The sequence below is a fragment of the Microbacterium sp. NPDC078428 genome, from assembly GCF_044542535.1.
Classification (GTDB): domain Bacteria; phylum Actinomycetota; class Actinomycetes; order Actinomycetales; family Microbacteriaceae; genus Microbacterium; species Microbacterium limosum.
Genome location: NZ_JBITUP010000003.1, coordinates 87,852 through 114,256, shown reverse-complemented (window position 1 = coordinate 114,256; position 26,405 = coordinate 87,852). Strand labels below are relative to the sequence as shown.

The following is a 26,405-nucleotide window of genomic DNA, read 5'->3' as shown; positions in this document are numbered from 1 at the left end:
CCTCGGGTTGGGGTCAGGCAGGGGACCGTCAGGATGCTGCGGGAGCGGGAGCGGGAGCGGGAGGTGAGGGCAGGCGCAGCCTCTTGAGCAGGAGCGCGTTGACGGCGACGATGACGCTGGAGCCGGACATGGAGATGGCGGCGATCTCCGGGCTGAGCATGATCCCCAGCGAGGAGACGAACACGCCGGCGGCGATCGGGAGGGCAACGGCGTTGTAGCCGATGGCCCAGCCGAGGTTCTGTCGCATCTTGCGAACGGTGCCTTTTCCGATCCGCAGCGCGATCGCGACGTCGAGCGGGTCGGAGCGCATCAGAACGACATCAGCAGTCTCGATGGCCACATCGGTTCCTGCGCCGATGGCGATGCCCAGGTCTGCTTGAGCGAGGGCGGGGGCGTCGTTCACGCCGTCGCCGACCATGGCAACCTTCTTGCCCGCCCGTTGCAGCTCGGCGATCCGTGCGGACTTGTCCTCGGGGAGGACTTCGGCGATCACGGTGTCGATGCCCAACAGGGAAGCGATCCGCTTTGCCGTGGGTTCGTTGTCGCCGGTGAGCATGACGACCTCGATGCCAGCCTCGTGCAGGGCCGTGACCGCTGCGGCGGCGGTTTCTCGCGGCGCGTCCGCCAGCGCGATCACCCCCGCTGCCTCGCCGTCCACCGCGAATGCGATGGCGGTGCGTCCGGTGGAGGCCAGTCCGTGGAGGGCTGCCTCGATGGGGCTGATGTCGATGCCCTCGTCGGCCATCAAACGGGTGTTGCCCATCACCACGCGGTGGCCGTCGACGGTGGCGACCGCGCCGAGCCCGGTCACGTTCCGGAATGCGCTGGCGGTGCGTCGGGGGATGTTGCGGGCGTCGGCGTAGGCGACGACCGCCCTGGCGAGCGGATGCTCAGATTCGCGTTCCGCTGCGGCCGCGAGGGAGAGCAGTTCGATGTCGTTCATGCCGATCGGCAGGTAGTCCGTGACTTCGGGTTCGCCCTTGGTCAGAGTGCCGGTCTTGTCGAGGACGACCATATCGATATGGGCAGCGGATTCCAGGGCGCTGGCGTTCTTGAACAGCACGCCGCGTTTGGCGCCGAGTCCGGTGCCGACCATGATCGCAGTCGGTGTGGCCAGGCCGAGCGCGTCGGGGCAGGTGATCACCACGACGGTGATGGCGAACAGGATCGCCGTGGGCACCGGCGCGCCGGTGAGCCACCAGGCCAGGAAGGTGACCGTGCCGCCGATCAGGGCGACCAGGACCAGCCAGAACGCGGCACGGTCGGCGAGGCGTTGCCCGGGGGCCTTGGAGTTCTGCGCTTCCTGAACGAGGGCGACGATCTGCGCGAGGGCGGTGTCGGCGCCGACCTTGGTGGCCCGCACCCGGAGGGTCCCGGTGGTGTTGACGGTGGCCCCGATCACCTCGGAGCCGGGCGTCTTGAGGACCGGCAGGCTCTCTCCGGTCACCATCGATTCGTCGATCTCCGAGTCGCCTTCTTCGACGGTGCCGTCGGTCGGGATCTTCGCGCCGGGTCGCACCAGCATGAGATCGCCGGGGACGACGTCGGCGGTGGGCACCTCGACCTCTTCGCCGTCGCGGAGCACGACGGCGCGGGGAGGGGCGAGCTCGAGCAGGGTGCGAATCGCGTCGTTCGCCCCGCCGCGGGCGCGCATCTCCACCCAGTGGCCGAGCAGAACGAAGGCGGCAAGCACGGTGGCTGCCTCATAGAACACTTCACCGCCGCCGGTGAGGGTGACCGCCACGCTGTACAGCCAGCCGGTGCCGACACCGACCGCGACCAGCACCATCATGTCCAGGGTCCGGGCTCGGAGCGCGCGGAAAGCACCATCGAAGAAGATCCAGGCGGAGTAGAAGATCACCGGCAGCGAGAGGATCAGCGAGAAAACGTCATCGCGCAGCCCGAACGGTGCGGGCACGGTGAACCCCAGCACCTCCCGGCCGATCGGGGACCACAAGATGATCGGCACGGACAGCACGGCGGCCACGATGAAACGGTTGCGCATATCGCGGATCATCGACGCCATGGACATTCCCGCGTGGCTTCCGCCGTGCCCCATCACATCCTGCATGCTGCGGTCTGCCACCTCGTGGCCGCCGTGATCCGGAGCTTGGTGTGGGCCCTGGCTCGCGGGGGTCTCGCCGCCTACAGGTGCGGGGCTGGTCATCGCGGCGTGATCGTGAGCCGGGCTCGCCGGGCCCAGGGGCCGTGCATCGCCGGGCGCCGGCACGTGTGGTTCGGTCAGGGGCGGGCGGTGGTCGGTGTGCGCCGGCCGGGTGGGGTCGTCGGCGGGATCGCAGATGTGCTCGGGGACGGACTGCCCGGCGCAGTGGTAGCCGCACTCGATGATCCACTGCCGCAGCTGAGCCTGGGAGGTCAGCTCCGGGTTGTAGGTCACGTTCGCGGTCTGGGAGACCGGGTTCGCCTCGACATCAGTGACACCCGCCTGCCGCAGCAGGGTGGCCTCGACCGTGGCCTTGGAGGACGCCCAGGACAACCCCTCGACTTCCAACACCACGGTTCGCGTCGCGTTGCTCATGGTCTTCTCTTCTCGGTGATCGGCGGACGTCGGGTTCATTGCGAAGCGTCCGTCCTGATGACAGTCCGCCAGGTGTTCCCGGCGTCGGTGGTTATGCGCACTCCGCCCTCGTCAGCGATGGCGACAGCTCCGTCGAAGCTGGCCGCGATTGCCGAAGCGGCGCCGGTGGCGTGCCCGGCGGTCTTCCAGACGGCCCCCTCGGTCGTGCTTCCGGTCCAGATCGTGCCGTCCGCATCGACCCCGATGATGCCCTCCTCCGCTGTCGGGTCGGCCGTGATCACCAGAAGCGCCGGGGCGTTGGCGACCGCGGTGAAGGTGATGCCGCCGTCGCGGCTGACCACCAGACCCTCCGGAGTGGTGGCAGTGACCACATCGGCTTTCATCGGGTCGATGCTGATGTCCCGTGCCGTCAGCGGGCCAAGGTCCTCCCAGGTCTGCCCGGCATCACTGCTCGCCGCGAGGACCGCCCGGTCGGACGGAAGCCCGAGGAGGAAGTCGGGGGCGGCGGGGGTGGCGGCGAGCAGGTGGAAGTCGGTGACCCCGGCCAGCGACACCTGTTCCCAGCCGGCGTCGCTGTAGCGGACCAGGCCCACGTTGGGGGCAGTGAAGGTGTGGTCCTGGTTGGCCGGGTCAGGGTGGCCGGACGCGAGGATGGTGTCCGCGTGGACGGTCAGTCCCATCGCATCGAAGGTGGTCTTCCCGACCAGGGAGGTGTCGTCCGTCGTCGGGTCGACCCGGTAGACACCGGTGTGTGCGCCGACCAACACCGCCCCGTCCGGGTCGAAAGCGACGTCGTGGACGTGCGGGATGAGATCGAGCGAGGTCTCATTCTCGGGTACAGCCGCGCATGCGGCGGCGGTCAGGACAACCGTGGTGGCGAGGCCAAAAGCGGCGAGAGTGCGTGTATGTGTCTTCATGGTGGCGGTCTCCCTGGGTCAGGGGCCGGCCGTCGGGTACGGCCGGCCCCTGACGGTCAGAGTGTCGCGAGAATGTCCTCCATCGTGGTGATCTCCGTGGTCTGCGAGGCGATGATGGCCTCTGCGAGGGCGATCACGTCGGCGTTCTGGCCGTTCTCGACCTCGGTCTGCGCCATCTCGATCGCGCCCTGATGGTGGACGATCATCTGCTCCAGGAAGAGGCGGGACGCCTCCACACCACTGGCGTCCTCGAGGGCTTGCATGTCGGTGTCGGACATCATCCCGTGGTCCATGCCGCCCATGTCCCCCATCGGGGTGCCCCAGTCATCGAGCCAGGACTCCATCAGCTCGATCTCCGGACCTTGCGCGGCCTTGATCTGCTCCGCCAGGGTGATGACGCGCTCGTCGATGCCGTCCTTGCCGAGGATCATGTCGGCCATCTCAACGGCTTGTTCGTGATGGGGAATCATCATCATCGTGAACTGCATGTCGGCGTTGTTCACGTCGGCAGCGGGAGACGCCGACGAGCCCATTCCGGGCATGTTGTCCATCCCGCCGCTGCCGGTGGTGCCGGCGCAGCCGGCGAGGGCGAGCAGGGCTGTCAGGGTGATCGCGGCGGTCGCCGCGGCACGGTTCTTCATTTGATATCTCCTCAGTCGTCTGTGTGGCGCGCACGATCGGTGTGATCGCGCGCGAAAGCTCGGCTGCCCTCAACGGGTCAGCGAGCTGCAATCACGTACGACTGATGCAGAGAACGAGAAGAGAGGGTGGTCGGGACAGCGCTGCCCGGCCGGCGACCATGAGGGGTCCGGCGCGGCCGAACACGACACCCCAGCTGACGCCAGCGCGGGGCAGAAGGAACAGCAGCGATACGACCAGGAGGGCAAGGACGCACGCCATCGCGAGCATGGCTTCATGCCCCCCGCAGTCCGGGCAGCCGTCATCGGCCGGTGGCGCATCGTGGCCGTGGGCGGCGCCGGCTTCCTGCACGGAAACGGCGGCGGCAGGATCCGCATGCGCGGTCGGCGCGTCGAGCGCGTGCATCGCGAGCAGACCGATGATGAGCGCGGCGGTGAGGGCGATGAGCAGCAGCACAGACCGGCCCAGCCCGTGCGGGCTGCGGCGCAAATGCTGCGCGAGAGCGATCATCGAGAACTCACCTCCTTGCCTTCAGGGTAATCGTCCCTGGCGGCCGGCGTGGAACCGCCAGCCGCCAGGTCTCAGGCGGGCTGCGGTACCCGCGCCACGGGTACGGCGGGCACCGTCGGCGCCGGCGCTGGTCGGAACCGTCGCAGGCGGAGGCTGTTGGTCACCACGAACACCGACGACAGGGCCATCGCTGCGGCGGCAACCAGGGGGTTGAGCAGGCCAAGCATCGCGATCGGGATCGCGGCGATGTTGTACGCGAACGCCCAGAACAGGTTGCCCTTGATGGTACCCAGGGTGCGACGCGAAAGCCGGATAGCGTCCGCGACAACCAGGAGGTCGCCGGAGGCGATGGTCACGTCGCTGGCGGCGATGGCGGCGTCCGTCCCGCCCCCCATCGCGATGCCGAGGTCGGCCGCGGCGAGGGCGGCGGCATCGTTCACACCGTCGCCGACCATGGCCACCACGCGCCCCGCGGATTGGAGTTCGCGGATAACCTCGAGCTTTCCTGCAGGGGTGACCCCAGCCCGAACCTCATCGATCCCGACCAGACCCGCGATATGTTCGGCGGCGCCGGCGTTGTCGCCGGTAAGCAGCACGGGACGCAGGCCCAGGGCACGGAATCGGGCGATCGCGTCCGCGCTGGTCGGCTTGACGGCGTCGGAGACCGCGACGATGCCAAGGAATTCCCCGTCGCGGGCGACCGCGATCACCGTGCCCCCAGCAGCCTCCAGCACCTCAGCCTCACCGCGGAAACGGATCGGAAGATGCACGGACCACTGGTCCTCCGCCCACGCCGGGCGTCCAGCCACGACCAGCGAGCCTTCCAGAACGGCCTGGACGCCGAACCCGGCGTGCGACGCGAACGACTCCGCCACCGGCGCCGCGCCACCATGAGCACTCACGATGGCCCGCGCCACGGGGTGTTCGGATCCCCACTCCGCGCCAGCGGCGATCCGCAGCAGCTCGTCATCAGTAACGCCGGGCGCCGCCGAGACGGTGGTGACGGTCATCGCGCCCCGGGTGATAGTTCCGGTCTTGTCCAGCACGATCGTGTCGACCTGACGAGTCTGCTCGAGCACCTGCGGCCCACGAATAAGGATCCCCAGCTGTGACCCGCGCCCGGTTCCGACCAGCAGCGCGGTCGGCGTCGCCAAGCCCAGCGCGCACGGGCAAGCGATGATCAGCGTCGCCACCGCAGCAGTGAACGCGACCTCGACGGACCCACCGACCAGCATCCACCCGACGAAAGCGACGATCGCCAGGAGGATCACGATCGGAACGAACACGGCCGAGACCCGGTCGGCGAGACGCTGCACGCGCGCCTTGCCGGTCTGAGCGTCATCCATCAGCCGCTGCATCCGCGCCAGCTCCGTGTCCGCCCCGACCCTCGTGATCTCGACGATCAGGCGTCCGCCAACGTTCACGGTGGCGCCCACGACGCGGGATCCGACGGTGACCTCGACCGGCACGGATTCCCCGGTCAGCATGCTGGCGTCGATCGCCGAGGCGCCGTCGACGACGAGCCCGTCCGAGGGGATCTTCTCGCCGGGGCGCACCAGCACCCGGTCCCCGACGGCAAGCTGTGCGACCGGAACACGCTGCTCCACCCCGCCGACGAGGCGCGTGGCGTCCTTGGCGCCGAGTTCGAGCAGGGCGCGCAACGCCTCGGAGGAGGACTTCTTCGCCCGGGCTTCGGCGTACCGGCCGGCCAGGATGAACACCGTGACGAGGGCGGCGACTTCCAGGTAGATCTCCCCGCTTCCCGCTTCCGGGCTGCCGAAGAGGGTGAAGGTCATGTGCATGCCCGGCATCCCCGCCATCCCGAAGAACAGCGCGTACAGCGACCAACCGAATGCGGCGATCACCCCGAGGCTGATCAGCGTGTCCATGGTGGCGGCGCCGTGGCGGGCATTCACGAACGCGGCACGGTGGAACGGCCAGGCGCCCCACACCGCGACCGGCGCGGTCAGGGTCAGCGCGAGCCACTGCCAGTTCGTGAACTGCAGCACCGGGATCATCGACATCAGCGCGACCGGCACGGCCAGGGCCGTGCTGATCAGCAGCCGGCGGCGCAGGGTAACCAGCTCGACGTCGTCGGCAGGTGTTGCGGCCGATGCGGACTCATCGATGATCGGCGCGGGAAGCGCCGCGGAGTAGCCGGCGGATTCGACCGCCGCGATCAGCTGCGCCGTCTCCACGCCGTCGGCGTGCACGCGCGCCTTCTCGGTCGCGTAATTGACCGTCGCCTCCACCCCCGGGATCTTGTTGAGCTTGCGCTCGATCCGGGTCGCGCAGGATGCGCAGGTCATCCCCGAGATATCGAGGTCCACATCGACGGTGCTCATGCGGGTGTGCCGGCGAGGGCGTACCCCGCCTCCTCCACCGCGGCTCGCACGCGTGCGGCATCGATCGGCGCGGCGCTGTGGATCGTGACCCGTGAGGTGCCGCCGGCGTTCAGGTCGACCGAGACGTTGTCGACACCGTCGATCGCGGAGATCTCCTCGGTGACGCTCATCACGCAGTGCGAGCAGGTCATCCCCTCAACCAGCAGTTCTTCGGTGATCGTAGATGCCGCGGGCTGCTTGTCGGGGACGGATGCCGCGGCGCAGCAGCTGCATCCGGCGGCGGAGTCGATCAGGCCCAGGTCAGTGCGCTCGTTCGTGGTCATGATGTGTGTCCTTTCGGTTCAGGGGTAGACGTCAGGAGCGGACAAGGCGAGCGATCGCCTCGTTCGCTTCTCGGATCTTCTCTTCGGCGACCGGGCCGCCTTCAGCTGCAGCCTCAGCGACGCAGTGGGACAGATGATCCGCCAGCAGCGACAACGCGACCGTCTCCAGCGCGCTCGTCGCCGCCGATACCTGGGTGAGGATGTCGATGCAGTACTTGTCGTTGTCGACCATTCGCGCGATGCCGCGCACCTGCCCTTCGGCACGGCTCAGCCGCTTAAGCAGATCATCCTTGTTGCCCGCCTACCCGTTCACGACTACATGCTATACCCCCCTAGGGTATAGAGGGCGCTATGTCACGCTTAGCGCGCAGGGGCCGAGGAATGTCTCACGCACGCCCGTCAGCGGGAAGGCCCCGCGCGTCCGGCGGCGGACAGTCCTGAACTACTCGGTGGTGGCCTCGTTCGCGCAGCTTCGGTCTGCTTGTCCGGAGAAGCTTGGCGCGGCTCGCGAGGCTGCCTCTTCCGGGGTGGTTGCCGGCCCGTTGGTTTGAATGTCGTCGATAAGCCAGTCCATCAGGAGGATCTCCCGTTTCTGCGCCTCGATGATCTCGACGGCCAGCTCGCAGACTCGCACGTCTTGTATCTGTGCGCGCTCGGATCGGGTGATGGCGAGGGAGTGGTGCGGGATCATTGCGTTCATGAACGAGGTGTCGCCGACGGTGATCTGGCTGCGATCGAGAAACGCGCCTCCGGCGATCAGGAGGATACCGACGCCGACGATGGCGATGTTCGCCTTGGTGTTCTTGTACATGTTCAGCATCCAGGCGATCATCACGAGCACCATGGCGCCGCCCATGGTGACGGCCATGAACACCCGGCTCTGACTGAAGCGGATGTGGCTCCACTCCCATGAGCCCACGAACATGACCCAGTACATGACGACCATGGCAGTGAGGATCATCGCCGCAAATCGCAGGTACATTGCACCCGACGTGCGGGGCTTGTCGTCTTCCGAGTGTTGGTGATCTGGGGTGTGCTGATCGTTATCGGTTTTCGACATCAGAGGCGTCCTTTCTTTGCTCGATCTGACGCTCTACAGGCTGCGCAGCAGTTCCTCACAGGCCTGCTCGCAGCGTCGGCATGATTCCGCGCACACACGGCAGTGCTCGTGCATGTCTGCGTGACGCTCGCACTCGTCTGCGCATGCTCTACATGCCGATCGGCACGCTTCCACGGCCGCGCGGGTGATGTTCGCGTCGTACCCGGTGTGCCGTGACAGCACACGCGCCGTGACCGCGCACAGGTCTGCGCAGTCCAGATTGGTGCGAATGCACTTCGTCAGCTCCGCGACCATCTCCTCGCTCAAGCAAGCGTCCGCGCACGCAGTGCAGGCCTGCGCGCACTCCACACACGCGTCGATACAACGCGCCAGCGCCCTCTCATCAACATTCCCGAGACTCTTCGGGTAGGTGCGCAGCATGTCCTCGGTGACCGTCATGGCCGTGTCCTTTCGAAGGGGTTTGAACGCCGGTAACGTAAGCCGCTCGCAACGCGCACAGTAAGGGCCTTGCATACTCCACCGGGGTACGGTAACCCGCAATAAGCGACGGCCGCGGGGTTGTGTCACCGGCGCAACCTCGCGGCTGAGATGGGCGCCATGCGTGTGCTCGTTTGGGCCCCTGGCGAAGATCCGCCGTCGGTACAGTAAGCACTGTATAGTCATCGAGTGCTGACTATCGCGAATCGCCTGGATGTCATGAATCGACTGGGACGGGCAATGGCCGACCCGACACGATCGCGGATTCTGATGACCCTGCTCGGCGGCCCGAGCTATCCGGCTGTACTCGCTCGCGAACTGGAACTATCCCGGTCTAATGTCTCCAACCACCTCACCTGCCTTCGCGACTGCGGCATCGTGATCGCCGAGCCCGAGGGGCGTCAAACTCGCTACGAGATTGCTGATGGCCATCTGGCCGTCGCGCTCACCGCTCTCGTGGATGTCACCCTGGCGGTCGATGAGAGCGCGCCGTGCGTGGACGCATCCTGCACGGTTCCCGGCTGCTGCGAGGTCGCACCGTGACGACGCTCACGCCTGAGCGACGGGAGCGGCTGCATCGCCGTGTGCGGTTCATCGTCGCTTTCACGATCACCTACAACGTGCTCGAGGCGGTCATCGCGATCTGGGCGGGTGTGCTCGCCTCTTCTGCCGCTCTCATCGGGTTCGGTTTGGACTCTGTCGTCGAAGTGCTCTCGGCCGTCGCGGTGGCGTGGCAGTTCACCCGGAAGGATCCGGAGCGGTGGGAGAAGGCCACGGTTCGCGCGATCGGGCTCGCGTTCTTCGCCCTCGCGGGCTACGTCACCATCGACGCGATCCTGAGCCTCGTCTCGAGAGACGCCCCCGAGCACAGTCCGCTCGGCCTCGGGATCACCGCGTTGAGCCTGCTGGTGATGCCAGCGCTCGCCTGGTACGAAACGCGCACAGGTCGAGAACTCGGATCCAAGAGCGTGCTCGCCGACGCGAAGCAGCTACTGCTCTGTGTCTACCTCTCCGGCGCCGTATTCATCGGTCTGATTCTGAACAGCCTTCTCGGATGGTGGTGGGCCGACTCTGTCGCCGCGCTCGTCGTCGCAGCCCTCGCCGTCCGTGAAGGCATCGAAGCGTGGCGCGGAGACATCGAGTCTCCCTTCGAGGTCCTCAGTGAGATGAAAGAGGATGGCCGAGGATCCGCGTAATCCCGCGATTCTCGCCCGCGCGCAGCGACTCGCGCTCACCACGATGGCCTGACTCCGGACGGAGGCGATGTCGGGTGGCCTGTCTACACTCTCGAGCATGGGCAGCATATCCCCATACGATTCGGCGCAGGGCCGCCGGTACCGCGTGCGATACCGCAAGCCCGACCAGACCCAGACGGACAAGCGCGGCTTCCGAACAAAGCGCGAGGCCGAACTCTTTCTGGCGTCAGTCGAATTAGACAAGGCTCGCGGCGGCTACATCGATCCGGGTAGGGCGCGCGTCACGGTCGAGCAGTGGATGGCAATCTGGCTCTCGTCGCGCACCGACGTGCGGGCGACCACCCGAGATCGCATCGAGGGGATCATCGCTAAGCACGTCAATCCGAAGCTTGGACATCTGCCACTCAGCGACGTGACCCGACTGGGGGTGCAGCAATGGGCGTCCACGCTGCCTGGCGAACCTGCCACGGTCCGCAAGATCGTCCTCGTGCTATCGGGCGCACTTCAACTCGCCGTTGAGGATGGCCGTCTGTCTCATAACCCCGCCGCGACCCTGCGGCTGGCGAGGACGGTGCAGAAGCGTAAGCGGTACCTCAGCCATGCCGAGGTCGGAGCACTCGCGCAAGCTGTGGGCCGACAACCGAACGGCGCCGAGCTGGGCTACGACATCCTCGTGCTTGTACTGGCATACTGCGGACTCCGTTGGGGCGAAGCGTCGGGATTGCGTGTGAAGGACGTCGACCTGGAACGCAGCCGACTCAACGTAGAGGCCACGGTCGTCATGGTGAAGGGCCACCAGAGGGAGGAGGCGCCGAAGGACTACGAGCACCGGTCGATTCCCATTCCTGCTTTCCTCCGCCCGCACCTCGCCCGCCAGATCGCCGGCCGGTCCCCCCACTCACCGGTCTTCTACGGTCAGCGCACGGGTACGTGGTTGCGCAACGCGGTCTTTCGCCTCGGCTGGTTCAACGACGCGGCTGCCAGTATCGGGTTGACAGGCCTGACTCCGCACGAGTTGCGCCACACGGCGGCGTCTCTGGCGATCTCAGCCGGAGCGAACGTCAAAGCGGTGCAGCGAATGCTCGGCCATGCCAAGGCCAGCGTTACCCTCGACGTGTACGCCGACCTGTTCGAGGAGGATCTCGATGCCGTCGCGGTCTCGCTCAACGCGGCTGCTCTCCAGACGACTGTCGGCGACTTCTACGCTGTGGCTGAGACCGAGTAGACAAACCCCGCTTTGAGCCTCATCGCCCCGGCGAGCACGGCCTGACAGAGTGCGATCGCTGCGCCTCGGGACCTCAAGGCGAGACGGAGTGATGGTCAAAAGCCTGCAAAGACGCCCCGAAATCCGCGTTTCCAGCCGACCATCTGCAGGCAACGACTCTGGGATCCGTGGGCAAAATGTGGGCAGATCCGAACATCGCCCACATGGACGTCCTCCGAGAATGACGAAAACCCCCGGATAACCGGGGGTTTTCGTTGGTGACCCCAGCGGGATTCGAACCCGCGTTACCGCCGTGAGAGGGCGGCGTACTAGGCCGCTATACGATGGGGCCTCGCTGACAACCGTTCAAGTATGCCACGGCGTGCACGGGACGGACAAATCGAGGCCACCCGAGTGCAGTGGCCTTGCCGGAACCTGCGCCGAAGCGCTTGAGTGATCGCATGCGCCTGACCAAACACGAGCACGCCGCCCTCCTCCTCGAGCACGAGGGCAAGGGCCTCATCATCGATCCGGGGTCCTTCACGACGCCGTTCCCCGAGATGGGCCACGTCGTCGCGGTCGTCGTGACGCACGAGCACGCGGACCACTGGACGCCCGAGCACCTGGACCGCATCCGCAAGGCTGCGCCCGGCGTGCCGATCTACGGGCCCGCCGGGGTCGAGGCCGCGGCATCCGATCACGGCATCACCGTCGTCGAACCGGGCGACAGCGTGACGATCGAGCCCTTCACTCTCCGCTTCTTCCCGGCAGAGCACGAGGTCATCCACGAGTCGCTCCCGCGTGTGCAGAACGTGGGCGTCCTCGTCAACGACCAGCTGTACTACCCCGGCGACTCGTACGCCGTGCCGGAGGGCGTCGACGTGAACGTCCTCGCCGCGCCCATCGGCGCCCCCTGGCTGCGCATCGGCGATGCCATGGACTTCGTGCTCGCCGTCAAGCCGCGGAGGGCGTTCGGCACCCACGACATGACCCTCTCGGTCATCGGCCGCGACATGCACCGCGCGCGCCTGCAGTGGGCGACGGCGCAGAACGGCGGCGAGTTCCTCGCGCTCGACCCCGGCGACACGATGGACATCTGACACGCACAGAACGGCGGATGCCGCGGCCTGAGAGGCGCCGCGGCATCCGCCGTTTCGGCCGGGGTCCCGCCGGTCCCCGGGGTCTGGGATCAGGCGGCGACGGTCGCGCCGACCGGAGTCAGCGCCGCCTCCTCCTGGGCGCCCTTCTTGTGCACCCACTTCTTCAGGGCGACCACGACGAGGGCCGCGACGACCGCTCCCGCGACGATCGAGACGGCGAAGCCCCAGAACGGGTTGATCGCGAAGAACACGAAGATGCCGCCGTGGGGGGCGAGCGACGAGACCCCGAACGCCATGCTGAGTGCGCCCGTGACGGCGCCGCCGACCATCGACGCGGGGATGACGCGAAGCGGGTCCACGGCCGCGAACGGGATGGCGCCCTCCGAGATGAAGGCGGCGCCCAGCAGCCACGCCGCCTTGCCGTTCTCCCGTTCGACGGGATTGAACAGGCCGCGCGCGAGGACCGTGGAGGCCAGGGCCATCGCCAGCGGCGGCACCATCCCCGCCGCCATGACCGCGGCCATGATGAGGAACGGCGTGGAGGAGAGGTCGCTCGTGGACGCGGCGGCGAGGCCCGTGGTCGCGAACGTGTACGCCACCTTGTTGACGGGTCCGCCGAGGTCGAAGCACATCATGAGGCCGAGGATCACGCCGAGGCCGATGATCGACGCACCGGTCAGGCTGTTGAGCCAGTCGGTGAGGCCCAGCATCAGTTCCGCGATGGGGCGACCGAGGAAGAGGATCATGAGGCCGGATGCGACGACCGACCCGATCAGCGGGATGATGACGGTGGGCATGAGTCCGCGCAGCCAGCGGGGCGCCGGCAGCCGGCCCAGCCACCAGGCGATGAAGCCGGCGAGCACGCCGCCGATGAGGCCGCCGATGAAGCCCGCGCTCATGAGCACGGCCACGGCGCCCGCGACGAATCCGGGGGCGATGCCCGGCCGATCCGCGATCGCGAAGGCGATGAAGCCCGCGAGCACGGGGACGAGGAAGCCCATCGACGTGGCGCCGATCATGAACGCCACGGAACCGAGGTACTGCCCCAGCGGCCCGAGCGGCGACGTGATCCCCTCGGTCGGAAGATCCCACAGCGAGTTCTGGATGATGACGTTCGCGGCGTTCGCCGTGACCTCGTAGCCGCCGAGGAGGAACCCCAGCGCGATCAGCAGACCGCCGCCGGCGACGAACGGGATCATGTACGACACGCCCGTGAGCAGCCAGCGCTTGATGCGCGAGCCGACGGACTCCTGTGCGGCGGTGCTCGACGAGGCCTGCGCGGTGCCGGGGACCCGCTCGGCCTTCGGATCCTTCGCCGCGGCGACGGCCTCGGCGATGAGCCGGTCGGGCTGATCGATGCCGCGCTTGACGCTCGCCCGTACGACGGGCTTGCCTGCGAAGCGCTGCGGCTCGCGCACGTCGACGTCGACGGCGAAGATCACGGCATCCGCCGCCGCGATCTCGTCGGCGGGAAGCGCCTGGTATCCGCTGGAGCCCTGCGGCTCGACGACGAGGTCGACATCGTTCTTGGCGGCTGCGGCCGTCAGCGCGTCGGCCGCCATGAACGTGTGCGCGATGCCCGTCGCGCACGCCGTGACGGCGACGATCTTCGGGCGCGGGCCGGATTCCGCGGGCGTCGGGGCGGCGTCGGACTCCCCTGCCGGCGGGGTGGCGGCGGGTGCCGAGTGCGCGGTGGCGGAGCCCTCACCGATCGCCTCCTGCACGATCCGCACGATGTCGTCCTTCGAGGATGCGGCGCGCAGCGCGCCGGTGAACTCGTCGTCCAGGAGGCTGCGGGCGAGCTTCGAGAGGACGGCGAGGTGCTCCTCGGCGGCATCGGCGGGGGCGGCGATCAGGAAGACGAGGTCGGCGGGGCCGTCGTCCGCGCCGAAGTCGACTCCGGGCTTCAGGCGCGCGAACGCGAGGGACGGCTGGGAGACGGCGGTGCTCTTCGCGTGCGGGATCGCGATGCCGCCGGGAAGCCCGGTCTCGTCCTTCTGCTCGCGCGCCCACGCGTCGGCGTAGAGCGCGTCGGCGTCGGTCGCGCGACCCTGCGCGACGACCCGCTGAGCGAGGGCGCGGATGACGGCGCTCTTGTCGGCGCCGAGCGGCTCGTCAAGGCTGACGAGCCCGCTGGTGATGGTGTCAGACACGGAAGACCTCCTCTGGTCCTGCTGTGTTCACACGCCCGAAAGGGCGAGAGGGGTGAGTACGACCTCGCCGGCGGGCAGGTCGTGGGGGGTGGGGATCTGGGTGCCCGGCAGAGCGGCGGCTGCGGAGCCGTACCGGACGGCGTGACGCAGGCGTTCGGCGGGGCTGGCGCCGGCAAGGTCGGCGAGCAGATAGCCGGCGAGCGAGCTGTCGCCGGCGCCGACGGTGCTCGTGACCCGGACGGGCGGGGGCGCCGCATGGAACGCGTCATCGGCCGTGACGAGCACGGCACCGTCTCCCCCGAGCGTGATCAGGGCGGCCGCGACACGGGCGGGAACGAACGATCGGGCGATGCGGACGATGTCCGCGAGACGACCCCCGACGTCCTCGAGGGTGACGACGGCGAGCTCCGCGAGCTCGTCGTCGTTGGGCTTGACGAGGTCGGCGATGCCCGCGTCCACGACCGCCCGCAGCGCCGGTCCCGACGTGTCGACCGCGATCCTCGGGGCAGCGTCGCCGAGCTCGTCGCGGATGGCGCGCGCGACGTCGACGTAGAAGTCGTCGCCGGGGCCGGGGGGAAGCGATCCGGCCAGCACCGTCCAGGCACCGCCGCGGGACGCTTCCACCACCGCCGCGATGAGGGCGCGTCGTTCGCCGGGGTCGAGCTCGACGCCCGGAAGGTTGATCTTCGTCGTCGTGCCGGCGGCATCCGTCAACGCGATGTTCGCGCGGACATGACCGTGGACGGCGACGGTCCGGGTCGGCAGGCCCGTCGCGCGCAGGATCGGCCCGTAGGGGTCGTCCTCCGACATGGGAAGCACCGCCAGCGTGGGAACTCCCGCCGACGCGACCGCACGGGCGACGTTGATGCCCTTGCCCCCCGCATCCTCCCGCGCCGACAGGGCCTGCTGCACGTCGCCGGGCACGAGCGGCGCCTCGAGGGCGATCGTGCGGTCGAGGGCGGGGTTGGCCGTGAGGGTGATGATCATGCCGTCCACACCTCCACGTCGGCGGCGGCGGCGGTATCCGCCACGGAGACCGGCACGGGGGCGTCCGTCACGATGACGTCGACCTCGTCGATCCCGGCGAAGCGCACGAGGAACTCGTCGCCGATCTTGCTGGCGTCGGCGAGCACGACGACGCGGCGGGCCGCACTCACGATCGCCCGCTTGACGGCCGCTTCGTCGGGGTCCGGCGTGCTGAGGCCGAATTCGGCGGAGAGCCCGTTGGTGCCGAGGAAGGCGACGTCGGGCCGGAGCTGTTCGATCGCGCGCACGGTCTGCGAACCCACGGCGGCGGCCGTGAGCCCGCGCACCCGCCCGCCGATGATCGTCACGGGCACGTCGCTGCGCGCACCGAGTTCGAACGCGACCGGCACCGAATGCGTCACGACCTCGGCCCGCGCCCCACGCTCCCGCAGGTGGGCGCCGAGTTCCCGGGCGAGGGCTGCCGTCGTCGTCCCCGCGTCGATGTACACCGAACCGCGGAACCCGTCGGCGATCGCCTCCAGCGCGCGGCGGGCGATCTGCAGCTTCTCCGCGCCGCGCACCTGATCGCGGTCGGTCACGGCGGTCTCGCTCGTGCTGCCGCGCTCCGCCGAGACTGCTCCGCCGTGCACCCGTCGGAGCGCCCCGGATCGCTCCATCGCGTCGAGGTCACGACGGATGGTCTCGGTGGTGACCCCGAACGAGCGCGCGAGGGAGACGACGGAGACCCGCCCGTCCTGCGAGAGCTGGCGCTCGATCGCCTCGTGGCGCTCCGTCGCGTACACACCGACCTCTTCTCTGCGGCTTCGTGGTTGCCCACACGTTACAACACAGTCCAACAGAAAACAACGACGCAAACCAAGATCGATGAGTAGACGCCGCGCACGCGGCGCAGCCGGACACCGCGGCGTTGCGGAGTGGCGGTCGGACGGACGCACCGGACGGGGGCCTTCGTCGCGATTACGCGGCGGCGTCCGTCCCGTCGCCGGATGCCGGGGCGACCGTCACCTCCACGACGTCGCCGGCGAGCCTCAGTCGAACGATGCTGCGCTCCGGGAGATCGGGGAACTCGTCGGGCAGTCGGATGCCGGGGAAGATCGGGATGTCGAGGATGACGTCCAGGCCGGGCGGCGCGCACTGCAGGGCCCACAGCTGACGCTCGGATGCGACGGCGAGACAGCGGCCCGCCCCGTCCGCCGTGCGCGCCGAGAGAATCTCCAACCCGCCGAACGTCTCGTGCGAACGCACAGAGGCGGGGTCGATGGCGTAGAAGTCACGCGGGTTCGTGTTCAACTGGTCCACCACCGCGGCCGACGGCTCGCCCGCCGGGCGGAGGACGGCGGTGGAACCGAGCCCCGTGAGCGAGGGCAGAACCGCCCCGCCGACCACCACGATCGCGAGCGTCACGACCGCCGCGACGAGGACGCGCCCGCCGATCCGGTCGATCAGCCCGCGCTTCGACGGGGCCGGGGCCGCCGGCTCCGGCTCCGGCTCCTCGACGGTCGGACCGGCGTCGTCCCGGGGCTCCACGATGAGCTCGCCGCCCGATCGCCCGCTCTCCGGGGCGGATGCCGCGCCGGCGTCGGCTGCGGGCGTCGATGCGTCGACGCGGCCACCGCCCACCCCCGCGTCGGCCGCGCGGTGGGTCGCCTCCAAGCGGGAGAGGCGCTCCTGCGCCGCCGGGTCGTCGAGGATGTCGGCATCCGGTCCGTAGGCGCGGGCGCGCAGCTCGGCGAGCTCCTCGCGCTCGCTGCGAACCCCGTCATCCATCGCGCCCATTATTCCCGCCCGTGCAGGCGCTCGGGCGGGATGGGGTCACTTCGCTGCGGACTCCTGCTGCGCCCGACGCTGCCGCACCAGGATCAGCCCCGCGCCGGACACCAGCAGCGCGAGCCCCAAGAACGCCCACCCGGCGTCCAGCTCGCTGCCGGTGACGCTCAGCGCCTCCGCCGACCCGTTGCCACCGTCGCCGATGGCCGCAGCCGGGGCAGCCCGCACGGTCAGCGACACCGACGCACGCTCGACGCCGTTGATGTCGAAGAGCTTCACCTGGTGCGGACCGGGTGCCGTGTCGGCGGGGATCGCGAAGCTCTGGGAGATGCGGCCCGCGGCATCCGCCGTCACCGAACCGAGCGGCACCGGGGTCGAGTGGAGCTCCACGGTGTAGACGGTGCCCGGCACGTGTCCGCCGCCCGTCACGACCACGCGCTCCCCCGCCGTGACGGATTGCAGCGTGAGGGACACGGTCGCGACAGCGTCGCTCGCCGCACCCTCACCACGACCGGACAGCGGATCGTACCCCGCCAGCACCGGCGTGACCAGCACCGACAGCCTCTTGCCGAGGAGCTGATCGGTGAGCGTGAGAGACGCACCCGTCGCACCGGCGAGGTTCTCACCGTCCGCGAGCCACTGGTACTCGTACGAGTCGGGTCCCGGAGCGGGGCCCAGCAGGATCGTGGCCGACAGGGTCTCGCCGACGAGCGGCTGCCCCGTGACCGACACCTGCACCGTCGTCGCGAACGTCCCGAGCACGACCTCGGCGGTCGGGTCCGACACCGCTTCGCCCGACGCGGCATCCCAGCCCTCGAGCTGGGCGCGCACCGACACCGTCATCACCGCGCCGAGCTGCGACGACACCGGCCGGTAGGAGTCGGAGACGGCTCCGTCGATCGGCGCGCCGTCGGCGTACCACTGGTAGGCGTAGCTCGCCGGAAGAGGCGTCGCTTCCTGGGTCACCTCGGCGGAGAGACGCTCGCCCACCGCCGCCTCGCCCGTGATCCGCACCACGGGCAGTGTGCGGTACTGGCCGGGGGCGATCTGCGAGGCCGCGCTCGCCGTGCCTACGCCGCTCGCACTGTCGTATCCGGCACGAACGGCGGTGACGCGCACCGTGACGTCTGAGCCCACGAGATCCGACGGTACGTCGAATGCCGAGCCCGTCTGGCCGGGAATCTCCTCGCCGTCGGCCAGCCACTGGTACGAGTAGGAGTCGGCGACCGGGTCGGCGTGCCCGGAGATCGCCGCCGTCAGGGTGGCGCCCACCGACGGCTCTCCCCCGACGATGACCTCGGGGACGGCTCGGAAGAGCCCCTTCGCGATGATCTCGCTCGTGGCGGACGCCACGGCCGCCGCACCGTCGTAACCCGCCCGGACGGGAGTCGCCTCCACCCGGACCCGCACGCCTTCGAAAGGCGCAGTGAGTGACAGCGTCGAGCTCGTCGCTCCCTCGATGGGATCATCGCCCACGAGCCACCAGTACGTGTAGCTCGCTGCAGCGGGGGGACGACTCGTTCGCGATGGTCGCGGTCAGCGTCTCGCCCACACGCGCGTCGCCGGCGATCCCCACCTCGGCCGGTCGGCTGAAGATCGCGCTCGCGACCGGCCCGACGGGCGCCGAGGTGCGCGTGATCGGCTCGTAGCCGGAGGCCGTGCCGGTGACGTCGACCGTGATGTCGGCGCCGACGAGCTCCGCGGTCAGGACGATGCTCGCGCTGGTCGCCCCGGCGATCGGGGTCCCGTCCGCGCGCCACTGGTAGGACAGCTGCGCCGCCGCATCCCACTCGCCGGCGACAGCCGAGAGCTGCGCCTCGACGGTCGGCGTACCCGTGATGGTCGGCCTCGGGGCCGCGGAGAACACTTTGGCGGAGACGGCCGGAGTCGGCTCGGAGGTGCCGGCGCCCGTTTCGGAGCCGTACCCCTCGAGCGTGGGGGTGGCGGTGACGGTGATCGTCTCGCCGATCGCCGCATCGGGCACCGTGAACGTCGAGGATCTCGCATCGGCGACGGCCTCACCGCCGATGCTCCACTGATAGGCGTACGACGTGGGCGCGGGCTCGGCGTCGGCGGTGATGGATGCCGTCAGCACATCGCCCGGCCGCACCGTCGCGCCCGCGTCGGTCGCGACGACGACGGGCTTCGTGAAAGGGCGGGTGAAGACATACTCGCCCAGGAGCCCAAAGCCGCGCACACCCCACACCCGGCTCGGGTCGGCCGGGTCCACCGCGATGCCCATGCCGTACATCATCGGGATGGGCGTCATGCCCGCCGCGGCGGCGTGGGTGCGCGTGTCGATGGGCTCGATCGCGCCCGTGTTGTTGTTGCCGACGACGTACGCGATCGTTCCGTCGGGCGTGAAGGCGATGTCGCTGGTGGAGGTCTTGATCGGGATCGACACGTCGGGGTCGAGCTGGTTCGTCGTGGTGTCGAGCACCCGCATGGTGGCGCCGGCGGCGATGTACACCCGGTCGGCGGTGGGGCTCGTCGCCAGGAAGCGCGTCAGCGGCAGGTCGATCTCCGTCACGGCGAAGGTGCTCGTGGAGATGACGAGCACCTTGCCCGTCTGCCCCGCCGCGGCATAGGCCCACGCACCGTCGCGGCTGAACGAGATCGAGGTCACTGCGGTGCCCAGGGCGAGATGGCGGATGACCTCGTTCTGGGCGGTGGAGATCACCGAGATCGACCCCGCGACCTGCGAGCCGTAGTTGCCGACCCATGCCTGCGTGCCCTCGGGGTTCACCGTGACGGTGTACGGAACCTCCTGGCCGAGCTGGGTGTCCCGGACGGTGGCCTCGACGACGCCCGTCGCCGTGTTGATGACGCTCGTGGTCGAGCGGCTGCCGCTGTTGTAGTGGACGACGTACAGGCGTGACCCGTCGGTGCTGAGATCCGCACGCATGGGGGTCGAGTTGACCGCGACCGTCCTGCTGATGCTGCGTGTCTCGAGGTCGACGAAGAGGACGGTGTTGGCCGTGCGGTCGACGAGGTACGCGGTCGACCCCGTGGCGTCGATCTCGATGTCGTAGAGGGCGGTGGCTGCCGGGAGCCAGGTCTCCGTCGTGGCGGCCTGCGCGGGCACGACGGAGATGAGGACCCCCGCCGCGGCGAGGGTCAGGGCGGACAGGGCGGCGACGATTCGGCGCAGGAGCATGGGGAGCCTCGATGTGGGGAAGGGAGAGGGCGGGCCGAGCGTATCCATGCGCTCCCGTGCATGTCGCACGCCCTAGGTACTAGTGCGGTAGGTCCCGGAGATGCGTTGCCGCGGGACGGGCCGCTACGCTCGATCCGGGGACGGGTCGAGGGGGTCGCGCGAGAGGAAGGGTCGGGATGCACCCGCTTCGTGTCGCGGTGGTCGAAGACCAGCCCCTCTACCGGCAGATGCTCGGGCTGCTGCTGTCGTCGACGACAGGCATCCGTCTGGTCGCGGCGTGCGCCGGCGCACAGGATGCCGCGCGATCTCTGCGTGCCTCCGAGGTCGACGTCGCGCTGCTCGATCTGCACCTGCCCGACGGCGACGGGCTCGGCGTCGGACGCGCCCTCCGTCGCGAGAACCCGGGCATCGGCATCGTCATCCTGTCCGCCTCCGACAGCATGCACGCGCTGCTCGAGCTCGACGCCGACGAGGCCGCGGGATGGAGCTACCTGTCGAAGTCCTCCGCGCTGACGGCGCACGCCCTGGTGCGGGCGATCCAGCACACCGCTGCCGGACGCACCGTCCTGGACCCCGCAGTCACCCGCGGACGCGCCCCGCGTCCCCACGGCCCGCTCGACGCGCTGAGCGCGCGGCAGTTCGAGGTGCTCGGCCTCGCGGCGGAGGGCCTGACGAACCACGCCATCGCCGAGCGCCTGGGATTGTCACGACGCTCGGTGGATGCGCACGTCAACGCCATCTATCACGCCCTCGGCATCCAGTCGTCGACGGCGCACAACCCCCGCGTGACCGCCGTGCGCAGCTACCTCGCGCACACCGCGCGCCGTGCGCACGCATGAGCCGCCCGCTGACCGAGGAGCGGGCAGCCTCCCGTGTGACGCTCATCAGCATCGCGATCATGGGCTCCCTTCTCGGGCTGTACACGAGCATGCAGTCCTCCCTCGTGCTCGGGGTGGTGTCGGAGGTGATGAGGAACGCACCCGCCTCGCCCGCGTGGGAACTGGTGTCGCGCAGCGCCGTCAATCTGATCTCGGTGGGGTCGATGGTCGTGCTCGCGGCGTTCCTGCACCCCGAACGGCGACGCGGTTACGTCGTCGCCGTGCACGTGATCGGCATCGCCCTTGCGTCGAGCGTGTTCCGCGCGGGGCTCCAGGCCTCCCTCGGCATATACGACATCACCGTCGCATCGAGCCGGCAGACTCTGCTTCTCGAGATCGGCACGACGACGATCGTCAGCGCGGTCGTCATCGTCGGAAGCCTCGTCCAGCAGCGGCTGTGGCGGCGGGTGATCGAGGCCGACAACGTGCGCTTCGCTTCGCAGGAACGGGTGAACGATCTTCTGCGCGCCCTGCAGGAGGAGGAGCTGCGGGTGCGCCGCGAGATCTCCCACACCCTCCACGGCAGCGTCCAGAGCGCCTTCATCGTCCTCGAGGCCCGGCTCGGGTCCGTTGTGCCACGCCTCGGAGAGCGGGAGGCGGACGAGGTGGGCGCGATCACGCAGGACCTCGCCCGCTTGCGTGAGGGAGAGATCCGCACCCTGTCCGCGGCGCTCTACCCCGCGGATCTGGAACGAGGCGTGCGGGCGGCCCTCACGACGATCCTGGAACGCGTGCCGCCGTCGGTGGCCGTGCGCTCTAGGGTCGAGCCGTCCGCCTCGGTTCTGGATGCCGACGATGTCGACATCTTCGCTCGCATCCTCGTGATCCGCGTCATCGAGGAGGCGCTCTCCAACGCGCTCAAACACGGCGGAGCGAGCGAGCTCGCGGTGCGGCTCTCGGCCGAGGGACGAGAGGTCACGGTGACGGTCGACAACAACGGCGATGCGCCCCCGGCGGCCTTCGAATCCTCCGGACTCGCGCGCCTTCGGCAGTACCTCCAGTTGGCGGAGGGCCGGATCACGCTGTCACCCGGCGGTGACCTTGGCGGGGCACGCCTGCGCGCGACGCTCACCGTCTGATTCGACGTCGTGCGGCTGTTCGCTCTCCGTCATCCGGCCATGCTCCTTCCCGCCCGCCGACGGCGCGCTCGATCGTTCGCGCCGTCGGATAAGGTGGTCGTCATCCACACGGGAGCCCTTGCAGGGGCTGAGATCGGGCTGATGCGGCCCGCGACCGTTCGAACCTGTCCGGGTAATGCCGGCGAAGGAAGTAGGACTTCTGATGACCGATTCATCGCACTCGCTCGCCTATCTGCATGACGAGGAACACGGCATCCGTGTGCCCGTCACGATGATCGCGCTCGAGGACTCCCCCGGCGCCGTCCCCAACCCGCCGCTGACGGTGTACCGCACTGCCGGGCCCGGCAGCGACCCGCTGCAGGGGCTGCAGCCCGTGCGAACCTCGTGGATCGAGGCGCGCGGCGACACCGAGGCATACGACGGCCGAGAGCGCAATCTGCACGACGACGGACGGGCGGCGCTACGCCGCGGGGTCGCGTCGGCGGAGTGGCAGGGCGCGAAGCGTCGTCCCCGCCGCGCTCTGCCGGGGAGAACGGTCACGCAGATGCACTATGCCCGCGCCGGCATCGTGACCCCCGAGATGCGCTTCGTCGCGCTGCGGGAGAACTGCGATGTGGAGCTGGTGCGCTCTGAGCTCGCCGCGGGCCGGGCCATCATCCCGAACAACATCAACCATCCCGAATCCGAGCCCATGATCATCGGGAAGGCCTTCCTGGTGAAGATCAATGCGAACATCGGCAACTCCGCGGTGACCAGCTCGATCGCCGAAGAGGTGGACAAGCTCCAGTGGGCGACGCGGTGGGGCGCCGACACGGTCATGGACCTGTCCACCGGCGACGACATACACACCACGCGGGAGTGGATCATCCGCAACTCGCCGGTGCCCATCGGCACCGTGCCGATCTACCAGGCCCTCGAGAAGGTGGACGGCGACGCGAGCATGCTCACGTGGGAGATCTTCCGCGACACGGTGATCGAGCAATGCGAGCAGGGTGTGGATTACATGACGATCCACGCCGGCGTGCTGCTGCGCTACGTGCCGCTCACCGCTGATCGAGTTACCGGCATCGTCTCGCGCGGCGGGTCGATCATGGCCGGATGGTGCTTGGCGCATCATCGGGAGAACTTCCTGTACACGCACTTCGATGAACTGTGCGAGATCTTCGCTCAGTACGACGTCTCCTTCTCGCTCGGCGATGGACTGCGGCCGGGGTCGACGGCCGACGCGAACGACGCCGCTCAGTTCGCCGAGCTCGACACTCTGGCCGAGCTGACGAAGCGGGCGTGGGCGTACGACGTTCAGGTGATGGTCGAGGGGCCGGGGCATGTGCCACTCCACCTGGTGCGGGAGAACGTGGAGCGGCAGCAGGAACTCTGCGACGGTGCGCCGTTCTACACCCTCGGGCCTCTGGTGACGGATGTCGCGCCCGGCTACGACCACATCACGTCGGCGATCGGGGCGACCGAGATCGCCCGATACGGCACAGCGATGCTCTGCTACGTGACGCCCAAGGAGCACCTGGGTCTGCCCAACAAGGACGATGTCAAGACGGGCGTGATCACGTACAAGATCGCGGCGCACGCCGCAGACCTCGCCAAGGGGCACCCCGGCGCGAACGAGCGCGACGACGCCCTGTCGAAGGCGCGCTTCGAGTTCCGCTGGCGGGATCAGTTCGCCCTCGCCCTGGACCCCGTCACGGCGGAGCAGTTCCACGACGAGACGCTGCCGGCGGAACCGGCGAAGACGGCGCACTTCTGCTCGATGTGCGGGCCCAAGTTCTGCTCGATGCGCATCTCCCAGGACATCCGCGACCGGTTCGGCGACATGTCCGAGCAGGAGCGGATCGTCGGCATGCGTGAGAAGTCCGGGGCCTTCCGTGACTCGGGCGGCACGGTGTACCTGGAACTGCCCTCCGTGCGCGAGCAGGCGAACCGGCCGTGACCGGCCGCGTCTCCGCCGAGTACATCGGCGGGATGCTGGAGTGCCCTCGCGCGGAAGATCCCCTTGTGCAGTGACTGACGAACGCCGTCGTCACCGACGTCACCGCGAACGCCCGCCTCGCCATCAGCGCCTCCCCGCGATGGTCGACATCCCCATCGCCGGGAGGCGTTCAGGTCGAGGTCGTCAGTGCGACTGGAGGGCCCATCGGTCGAATCCCCCGTCGAGGACACGCACATCCGGGTGCCCGGCGGCCAGGAGAAGTGCCGCGGCGGCACGCGCACGCGGTCCCGCCTTGCAGTAGACGATGATCGGACGATCGTCGGAAAGCGCGACGAAGCCGGGCCCGTCGGCTCTCAGCCGACTGAGCGGCGCGGAGCGGGCGCCCGAGATGTGTTCTCGGGAGTATTCGTCGGCCTCTCGGACGTCGAGAAGTTCGAACGGCGCCCCACCCGACGAGCGCTCTCCCAGCGCATTGCTCAGCGTTTCGACGTCGATGAGTGCGTTCCCCGGATCCTGATCACTGCACGAGTCCCCCGGAAACCGGTCGCCGGTTACCGCTCCCGCACCGCGGTCGGGGTCGGGGTCGGGGCCGGGTACGACCATGAACTCCCGCCACGTGGCGTCCGCGAGGTCGAAGGTGGCGAGTCGCCCGAGCAGGGTTCGCCCCGTGCCGGTGATGAGCTTGATCGCCTCGGCGGCCATCAGCGAGCCTGCCACGCCGCAGAGAACACCGAACACGCCTGCTTCGCCGCACGAGGGGGCGGACTCGCGGGGAGGTGCGTCCGGGTAGAGGTCGCGGTACGTCGGGCCGTGAGTGCTCCAGAACACACTGACCTGGCACTGAAATCGAAGGATCGACCCCCACACGCACGGCTTCCCGGTCACCGTCGCGGCATCCGAGACGAGGTAGCGGGTAGCGAAGTTGTCCGTCCCGTCGACGACGACGTCGTATTCCTCGAACAGTCCCGTGGCGGACTCCCTCGACAGTCGCAGCGGATGGGTGCGCACCGTCACCCGCGGGTTGACCGCGGTGACGGCGTCGCGTGCGGAGTCGATCTTGAGGCGGCCGATGTCATCGACGCCGTGGACGATCTGACGCTGGAGGTTGCTCGCCTCCACGACGTCGTCGTCCACGATCCCCAGAGTGCCGACCCCGGCGGCGGCGAGGTAGAGGAGGATCGGGGATCCGAGCCCGCCGCCGCCGATCACCAGCACACGCGCGTTCTTCAATCGCCGCTGCCCCGCGACCCCGATCTCGGGGAGCAGGATGTGGCGGGAGTATCGGTCGATCTCCTCGGGCTCCAACCCCGGAGCCGGCGCGACGAGCGGCGGCAGCGAGGCGCCATCCGGCGTCGGTCTCATAGGTCGGGCCGTCCTTCCATGGCCGAGGAGGCTTGGGCAGCGGTGCGCCGCGGGATCCGGCCCGACAGGCGGGCGAGTCGACCGGCGATCACGGCGTGGCGGAAGGCCGTCGCCATGCCGACCGGATCCTGCGCGCGCGTGACCGCTGTGGCCAGCAGTACGGCGTCACAGCCGAGCTCCATGGCGAGGGCTGCGTCGGATGCGGTGCCGATCCCCGCATCCAGCACGATCGGAACGCCCGCGCGTTCGACGATGAGGGAGATGTTGTGCGGGTTGAGGATGCCGAGTCCCGTGCCGATCGGGGCACCCAGGGGCATGACCGCGGCGGCGCCGAGCTCTTCGAGCCGCAGGGCGAGTGCCGGGTCGTCGTTGGTGTAGGCGAAGACGACGAAGCCCCGTGCGACGAGCGCCTCGGTGGCCTGGGCGAGCTCGGCTCCGTCGGGAAGGAGGGTGTCCTCGTCCGCGATCACCTCGAGCTTGATCCAGTTGGTCGACAGCGCCTCGCGAGCCAGTTCTGCGGTGAGCACCGCCTCCCGTGCGGTGAGGCATCCTGCCGTGTTGGGAAGCAGGCGGATGCCCTCGTCGCGCAGCAGCTGGAAGAGGGAGCCGGTCGTCGACGGCTCGTGCCGGCGCATCGAGACGGTGGTGAGTTCCGTGCCCGAGGCCCGCAGCGCCTCACCGACACCGGCGTGGCTGGGTGCGCCGCCGGTCCCCATGATCAGTCGAGAGCCGAGAGCGACGCCGTCGATGTGCAGAGTGTCGGTGGCCAC

At 69.1% G+C, this 26,405-nt stretch carries 24 protein-coding genes, 1 tRNA gene and 1 riboswitch; of the genes, 7 read left to right on the top strand and 18 right to left on the bottom strand.

Annotation, left to right across the window (positions count from 1 at the left end; genetic code table 11):
- Positions 1-28: 28 nt before the first annotated feature.
- The 9 genes from ACIGCK_RS06930 to ACIGCK_RS06890 all read right to left on the bottom strand — a co-directional run bounded on the left by ACIGCK_RS06930 (position 29) and on the right by ACIGCK_RS06890 (position 8,771).
- The gene (locus ACIGCK_RS06930) at positions 29-2,539 is read right to left on the bottom strand and encodes a heavy metal translocating P-type ATPase (RefSeq protein ID WP_396664892.1); all 2,511 of its coding nucleotides are present in this window, start codon (positions 2,537-2,539) and stop codon (positions 29-31) included.
- Positions 2,540-2,574: 35 nt separating this feature from the next.
- Positions 2,575-3,456, bottom strand: coding sequence for a hypothetical protein (locus ACIGCK_RS06925; protein ID WP_183498608.1), 882 nt, complete (start codon positions 3,454-3,456; stop codon positions 2,575-2,577).
- A 56-nt stretch (positions 3,457-3,512) separates the two neighbouring features.
- Positions 3,513-4,097 carry a DUF305 domain-containing protein gene (locus ACIGCK_RS06920; RefSeq protein ID WP_396664890.1) on the bottom strand — a complete coding sequence of 195 codons (585 nt, stop codon included), beginning with the start codon at positions 4,095-4,097 and terminating at the stop codon, positions 3,513-3,515.
- A 91-nt stretch (positions 4,098-4,188) separates the two neighbouring features.
- A complete protein-coding gene (locus ACIGCK_RS06915; RefSeq protein WP_396664888.1) occupies positions 4,189-4,605 on the bottom strand; it encodes a DUF6153 family protein in 417 nt (138 codons plus the stop codon).
- A gap of 71 nt (positions 4,606-4,676) precedes the next feature.
- Positions 4,677-6,950, bottom strand: coding sequence for a heavy metal translocating P-type ATPase (locus ACIGCK_RS06910; protein ID WP_396664886.1), 2,274 nt, complete (start codon positions 6,948-6,950; stop codon positions 4,677-4,679).
- On the bottom strand, positions 6,947-7,273 hold the full coding sequence (locus ACIGCK_RS06905) for a heavy-metal-associated domain-containing protein (protein WP_028495389.1): 327 nt from the start codon (positions 7,271-7,273) through the stop codon (positions 6,947-6,949). Before ACIGCK_RS06905 ends, ACIGCK_RS06910 begins: the two co-directional genes overlap by 4 nt.
- Positions 7,274-7,304: 31 nt before the next feature.
- Positions 7,305-7,556, bottom strand: a complete 252-nt coding sequence (locus ACIGCK_RS06900) for a metal-sensitive transcriptional regulator (protein WP_396665307.1) — start codon at positions 7,554-7,556, stop codon at positions 7,305-7,307.
- A 159-nt stretch (positions 7,557-7,715) separates the two neighbouring features.
- On the bottom strand, positions 7,716-8,333 hold the full coding sequence (locus ACIGCK_RS06895; protein ID WP_028495387.1) for a DUF305 domain-containing protein: 618 nt from the start codon (positions 8,331-8,333) through the stop codon (positions 7,716-7,718).
- A 33-nt stretch (positions 8,334-8,366) separates the two neighbouring features.
- Positions 8,367-8,771 carry a four-helix bundle copper-binding protein gene (locus ACIGCK_RS06890; protein ID WP_028495386.1) on the bottom strand — a complete coding sequence of 135 codons (405 nt, stop codon included), beginning with the start codon at positions 8,769-8,771 and terminating at the stop codon, positions 8,367-8,369.
- A gap of 228 nt (positions 8,772-8,999) precedes the next feature.
- Here ACIGCK_RS06890 and ACIGCK_RS06885 point away from each other — a divergent pair, with 228 nt between their 5' ends.
- The 3 genes from ACIGCK_RS06885 (at position 9,000) to ACIGCK_RS06875 (ending at position 11,231) form a co-directional block, all read left to right on the top strand.
- Positions 9,000-9,353, top strand: a complete 354-nt coding sequence (locus ACIGCK_RS06885; protein ID WP_183498603.1) for a helix-turn-helix transcriptional regulator — start codon at positions 9,000-9,002, stop codon at positions 9,351-9,353.
- Entirely contained in the window at positions 9,302-10,006 is a 705-nt protein-coding gene (locus ACIGCK_RS06880) for a cation diffusion facilitator family transporter (protein ID WP_373695451.1), read from the top strand. The genes ACIGCK_RS06885 and ACIGCK_RS06880 overlap by 52 nt, the downstream gene beginning before the upstream one ends.
- 97 nt (positions 10,007-10,103) lie before the next feature.
- A complete protein-coding gene (locus ACIGCK_RS06875; RefSeq protein WP_028495383.1) occupies positions 10,104-11,231 on the top strand; it encodes a site-specific integrase in 1,128 nt (375 codons plus the stop codon).
- A gap of 255 nt (positions 11,232-11,486) precedes the next feature.
- Here the strand turns inward: ACIGCK_RS06875 and ACIGCK_RS06870 are convergent.
- Positions 11,487-11,562 (bottom strand) — tRNA-Glu (locus ACIGCK_RS06870).
- A 109-nt stretch (positions 11,563-11,671) separates the two neighbouring features.
- Between ACIGCK_RS06870 and ACIGCK_RS06865 the strand changes: the two genes are divergently transcribed.
- The gene (locus ACIGCK_RS06865) at positions 11,672-12,310 is read left to right on the top strand and encodes an MBL fold metallo-hydrolase (protein WP_396664882.1); all 639 of its coding nucleotides are present in this window, start codon (positions 11,672-11,674) and stop codon (positions 12,308-12,310) included.
- Positions 12,311-12,399: 89 nt separating this feature from the next.
- On the opposite strand, the gene ACIGCK_RS06860 is transcribed toward ACIGCK_RS06865, so the two are convergent.
- The 6 genes from ACIGCK_RS06860 to ACIGCK_RS06835 form a co-directional block, all read right to left on the bottom strand.
- Positions 12,400-14,463 carry a fructose-specific PTS transporter subunit EIIC gene (locus ACIGCK_RS06860; protein WP_396664881.1) on the bottom strand — a complete coding sequence of 688 codons (2,064 nt, stop codon included), beginning with the start codon at positions 14,461-14,463 and terminating at the stop codon, positions 12,400-12,402.
- Positions 14,464-14,490: 27 nt separating this feature from the next.
- On the bottom strand, positions 14,491-15,450 hold the full coding sequence (locus ACIGCK_RS06855) for a 1-phosphofructokinase family hexose kinase (protein WP_396664879.1): 960 nt from the start codon (positions 15,448-15,450) through the stop codon (positions 14,491-14,493).
- Positions 15,447-16,232 (bottom strand): DeoR/GlpR family DNA-binding transcription regulator, encoded by a 786-nt coding sequence (locus tag ACIGCK_RS06850; RefSeq protein WP_396664877.1) that lies wholly within the window; start codon positions 16,230-16,232, stop codon positions 15,447-15,449. The genes ACIGCK_RS06855 and ACIGCK_RS06850 overlap by 4 nt, the downstream gene beginning before the upstream one ends.
- A 175-nt stretch (positions 16,233-16,407) precedes the next feature.
- Positions 16,408-17,217, bottom strand: a complete 810-nt coding sequence (locus ACIGCK_RS06845) for a hypothetical protein (protein WP_396664875.1) — start codon at positions 17,215-17,217, stop codon at positions 16,408-16,410.
- A 45-nt stretch (positions 17,218-17,262) separates the two neighbouring features.
- Positions 17,263-18,615, bottom strand: coding sequence for a hypothetical protein (locus tag ACIGCK_RS06840; protein ID WP_396664874.1), 1,353 nt, complete (start codon positions 18,613-18,615; stop codon positions 17,263-17,265).
- 67 nt (positions 18,616-18,682) lie between these two features.
- Positions 18,683-20,374, bottom strand: a complete 1,692-nt coding sequence (locus ACIGCK_RS06835) for a hypothetical protein (RefSeq protein ID WP_396664872.1) — start codon at positions 20,372-20,374, stop codon at positions 18,683-18,685.
- Between the two features lie 176 nt (positions 20,375-20,550).
- Between ACIGCK_RS06835 and ACIGCK_RS06830 the strand changes: the two genes are divergently transcribed.
- The 3 genes from ACIGCK_RS06830 (at position 20,551) to thiC (ending at position 24,273) form a co-directional block, all read left to right on the top strand.
- Positions 20,551-21,213 carry a response regulator gene (locus ACIGCK_RS06830; RefSeq protein ID WP_396664871.1) on the top strand — a complete coding sequence of 221 codons (663 nt, stop codon included), beginning with the start codon at positions 20,551-20,553 and terminating at the stop codon, positions 21,211-21,213.
- Positions 21,210-22,331 carry a sensor histidine kinase gene (locus ACIGCK_RS06825; RefSeq protein WP_396664870.1) on the top strand — a complete coding sequence of 374 codons (1,122 nt, stop codon included), beginning with the start codon at positions 21,210-21,212 and terminating at the stop codon, positions 22,329-22,331. The genes ACIGCK_RS06830 and ACIGCK_RS06825 overlap by 4 nt, the downstream gene beginning before the upstream one ends.
- Positions 22,332-22,429: 98 nt before the next feature.
- A riboswitch (TPP riboswitch) is annotated at positions 22,430-22,538 on the top strand.
- Positions 22,534-24,273 (top strand): phosphomethylpyrimidine synthase ThiC, encoded by a 1,740-nt coding sequence (thiC, locus tag ACIGCK_RS06820; protein ID WP_396664869.1) that lies wholly within the window; start codon positions 22,534-22,536, stop codon positions 24,271-24,273. Its footprint overlaps the riboswitch before it by 5 nt.
- A 183-nt stretch (positions 24,274-24,456) precedes the next feature.
- Here the strand turns inward: thiC and moeB are convergent, their stop codons facing one another.
- Positions 24,457-25,635: a molybdopterin-synthase adenylyltransferase MoeB gene (moeB, locus tag ACIGCK_RS06815; RefSeq protein WP_396664868.1), complete on the bottom strand. Its 1,179-nt coding sequence runs from the start codon at positions 25,633-25,635 to the stop codon at positions 24,457-24,459.
- Positions 25,632-26,405, bottom strand: coding sequence for a thiazole synthase (locus tag ACIGCK_RS06810; RefSeq protein ID WP_396664866.1), 774 nt, complete (start codon positions 26,403-26,405; stop codon positions 25,632-25,634). The genes moeB and ACIGCK_RS06810 overlap by 4 nt, the downstream gene beginning before the upstream one ends.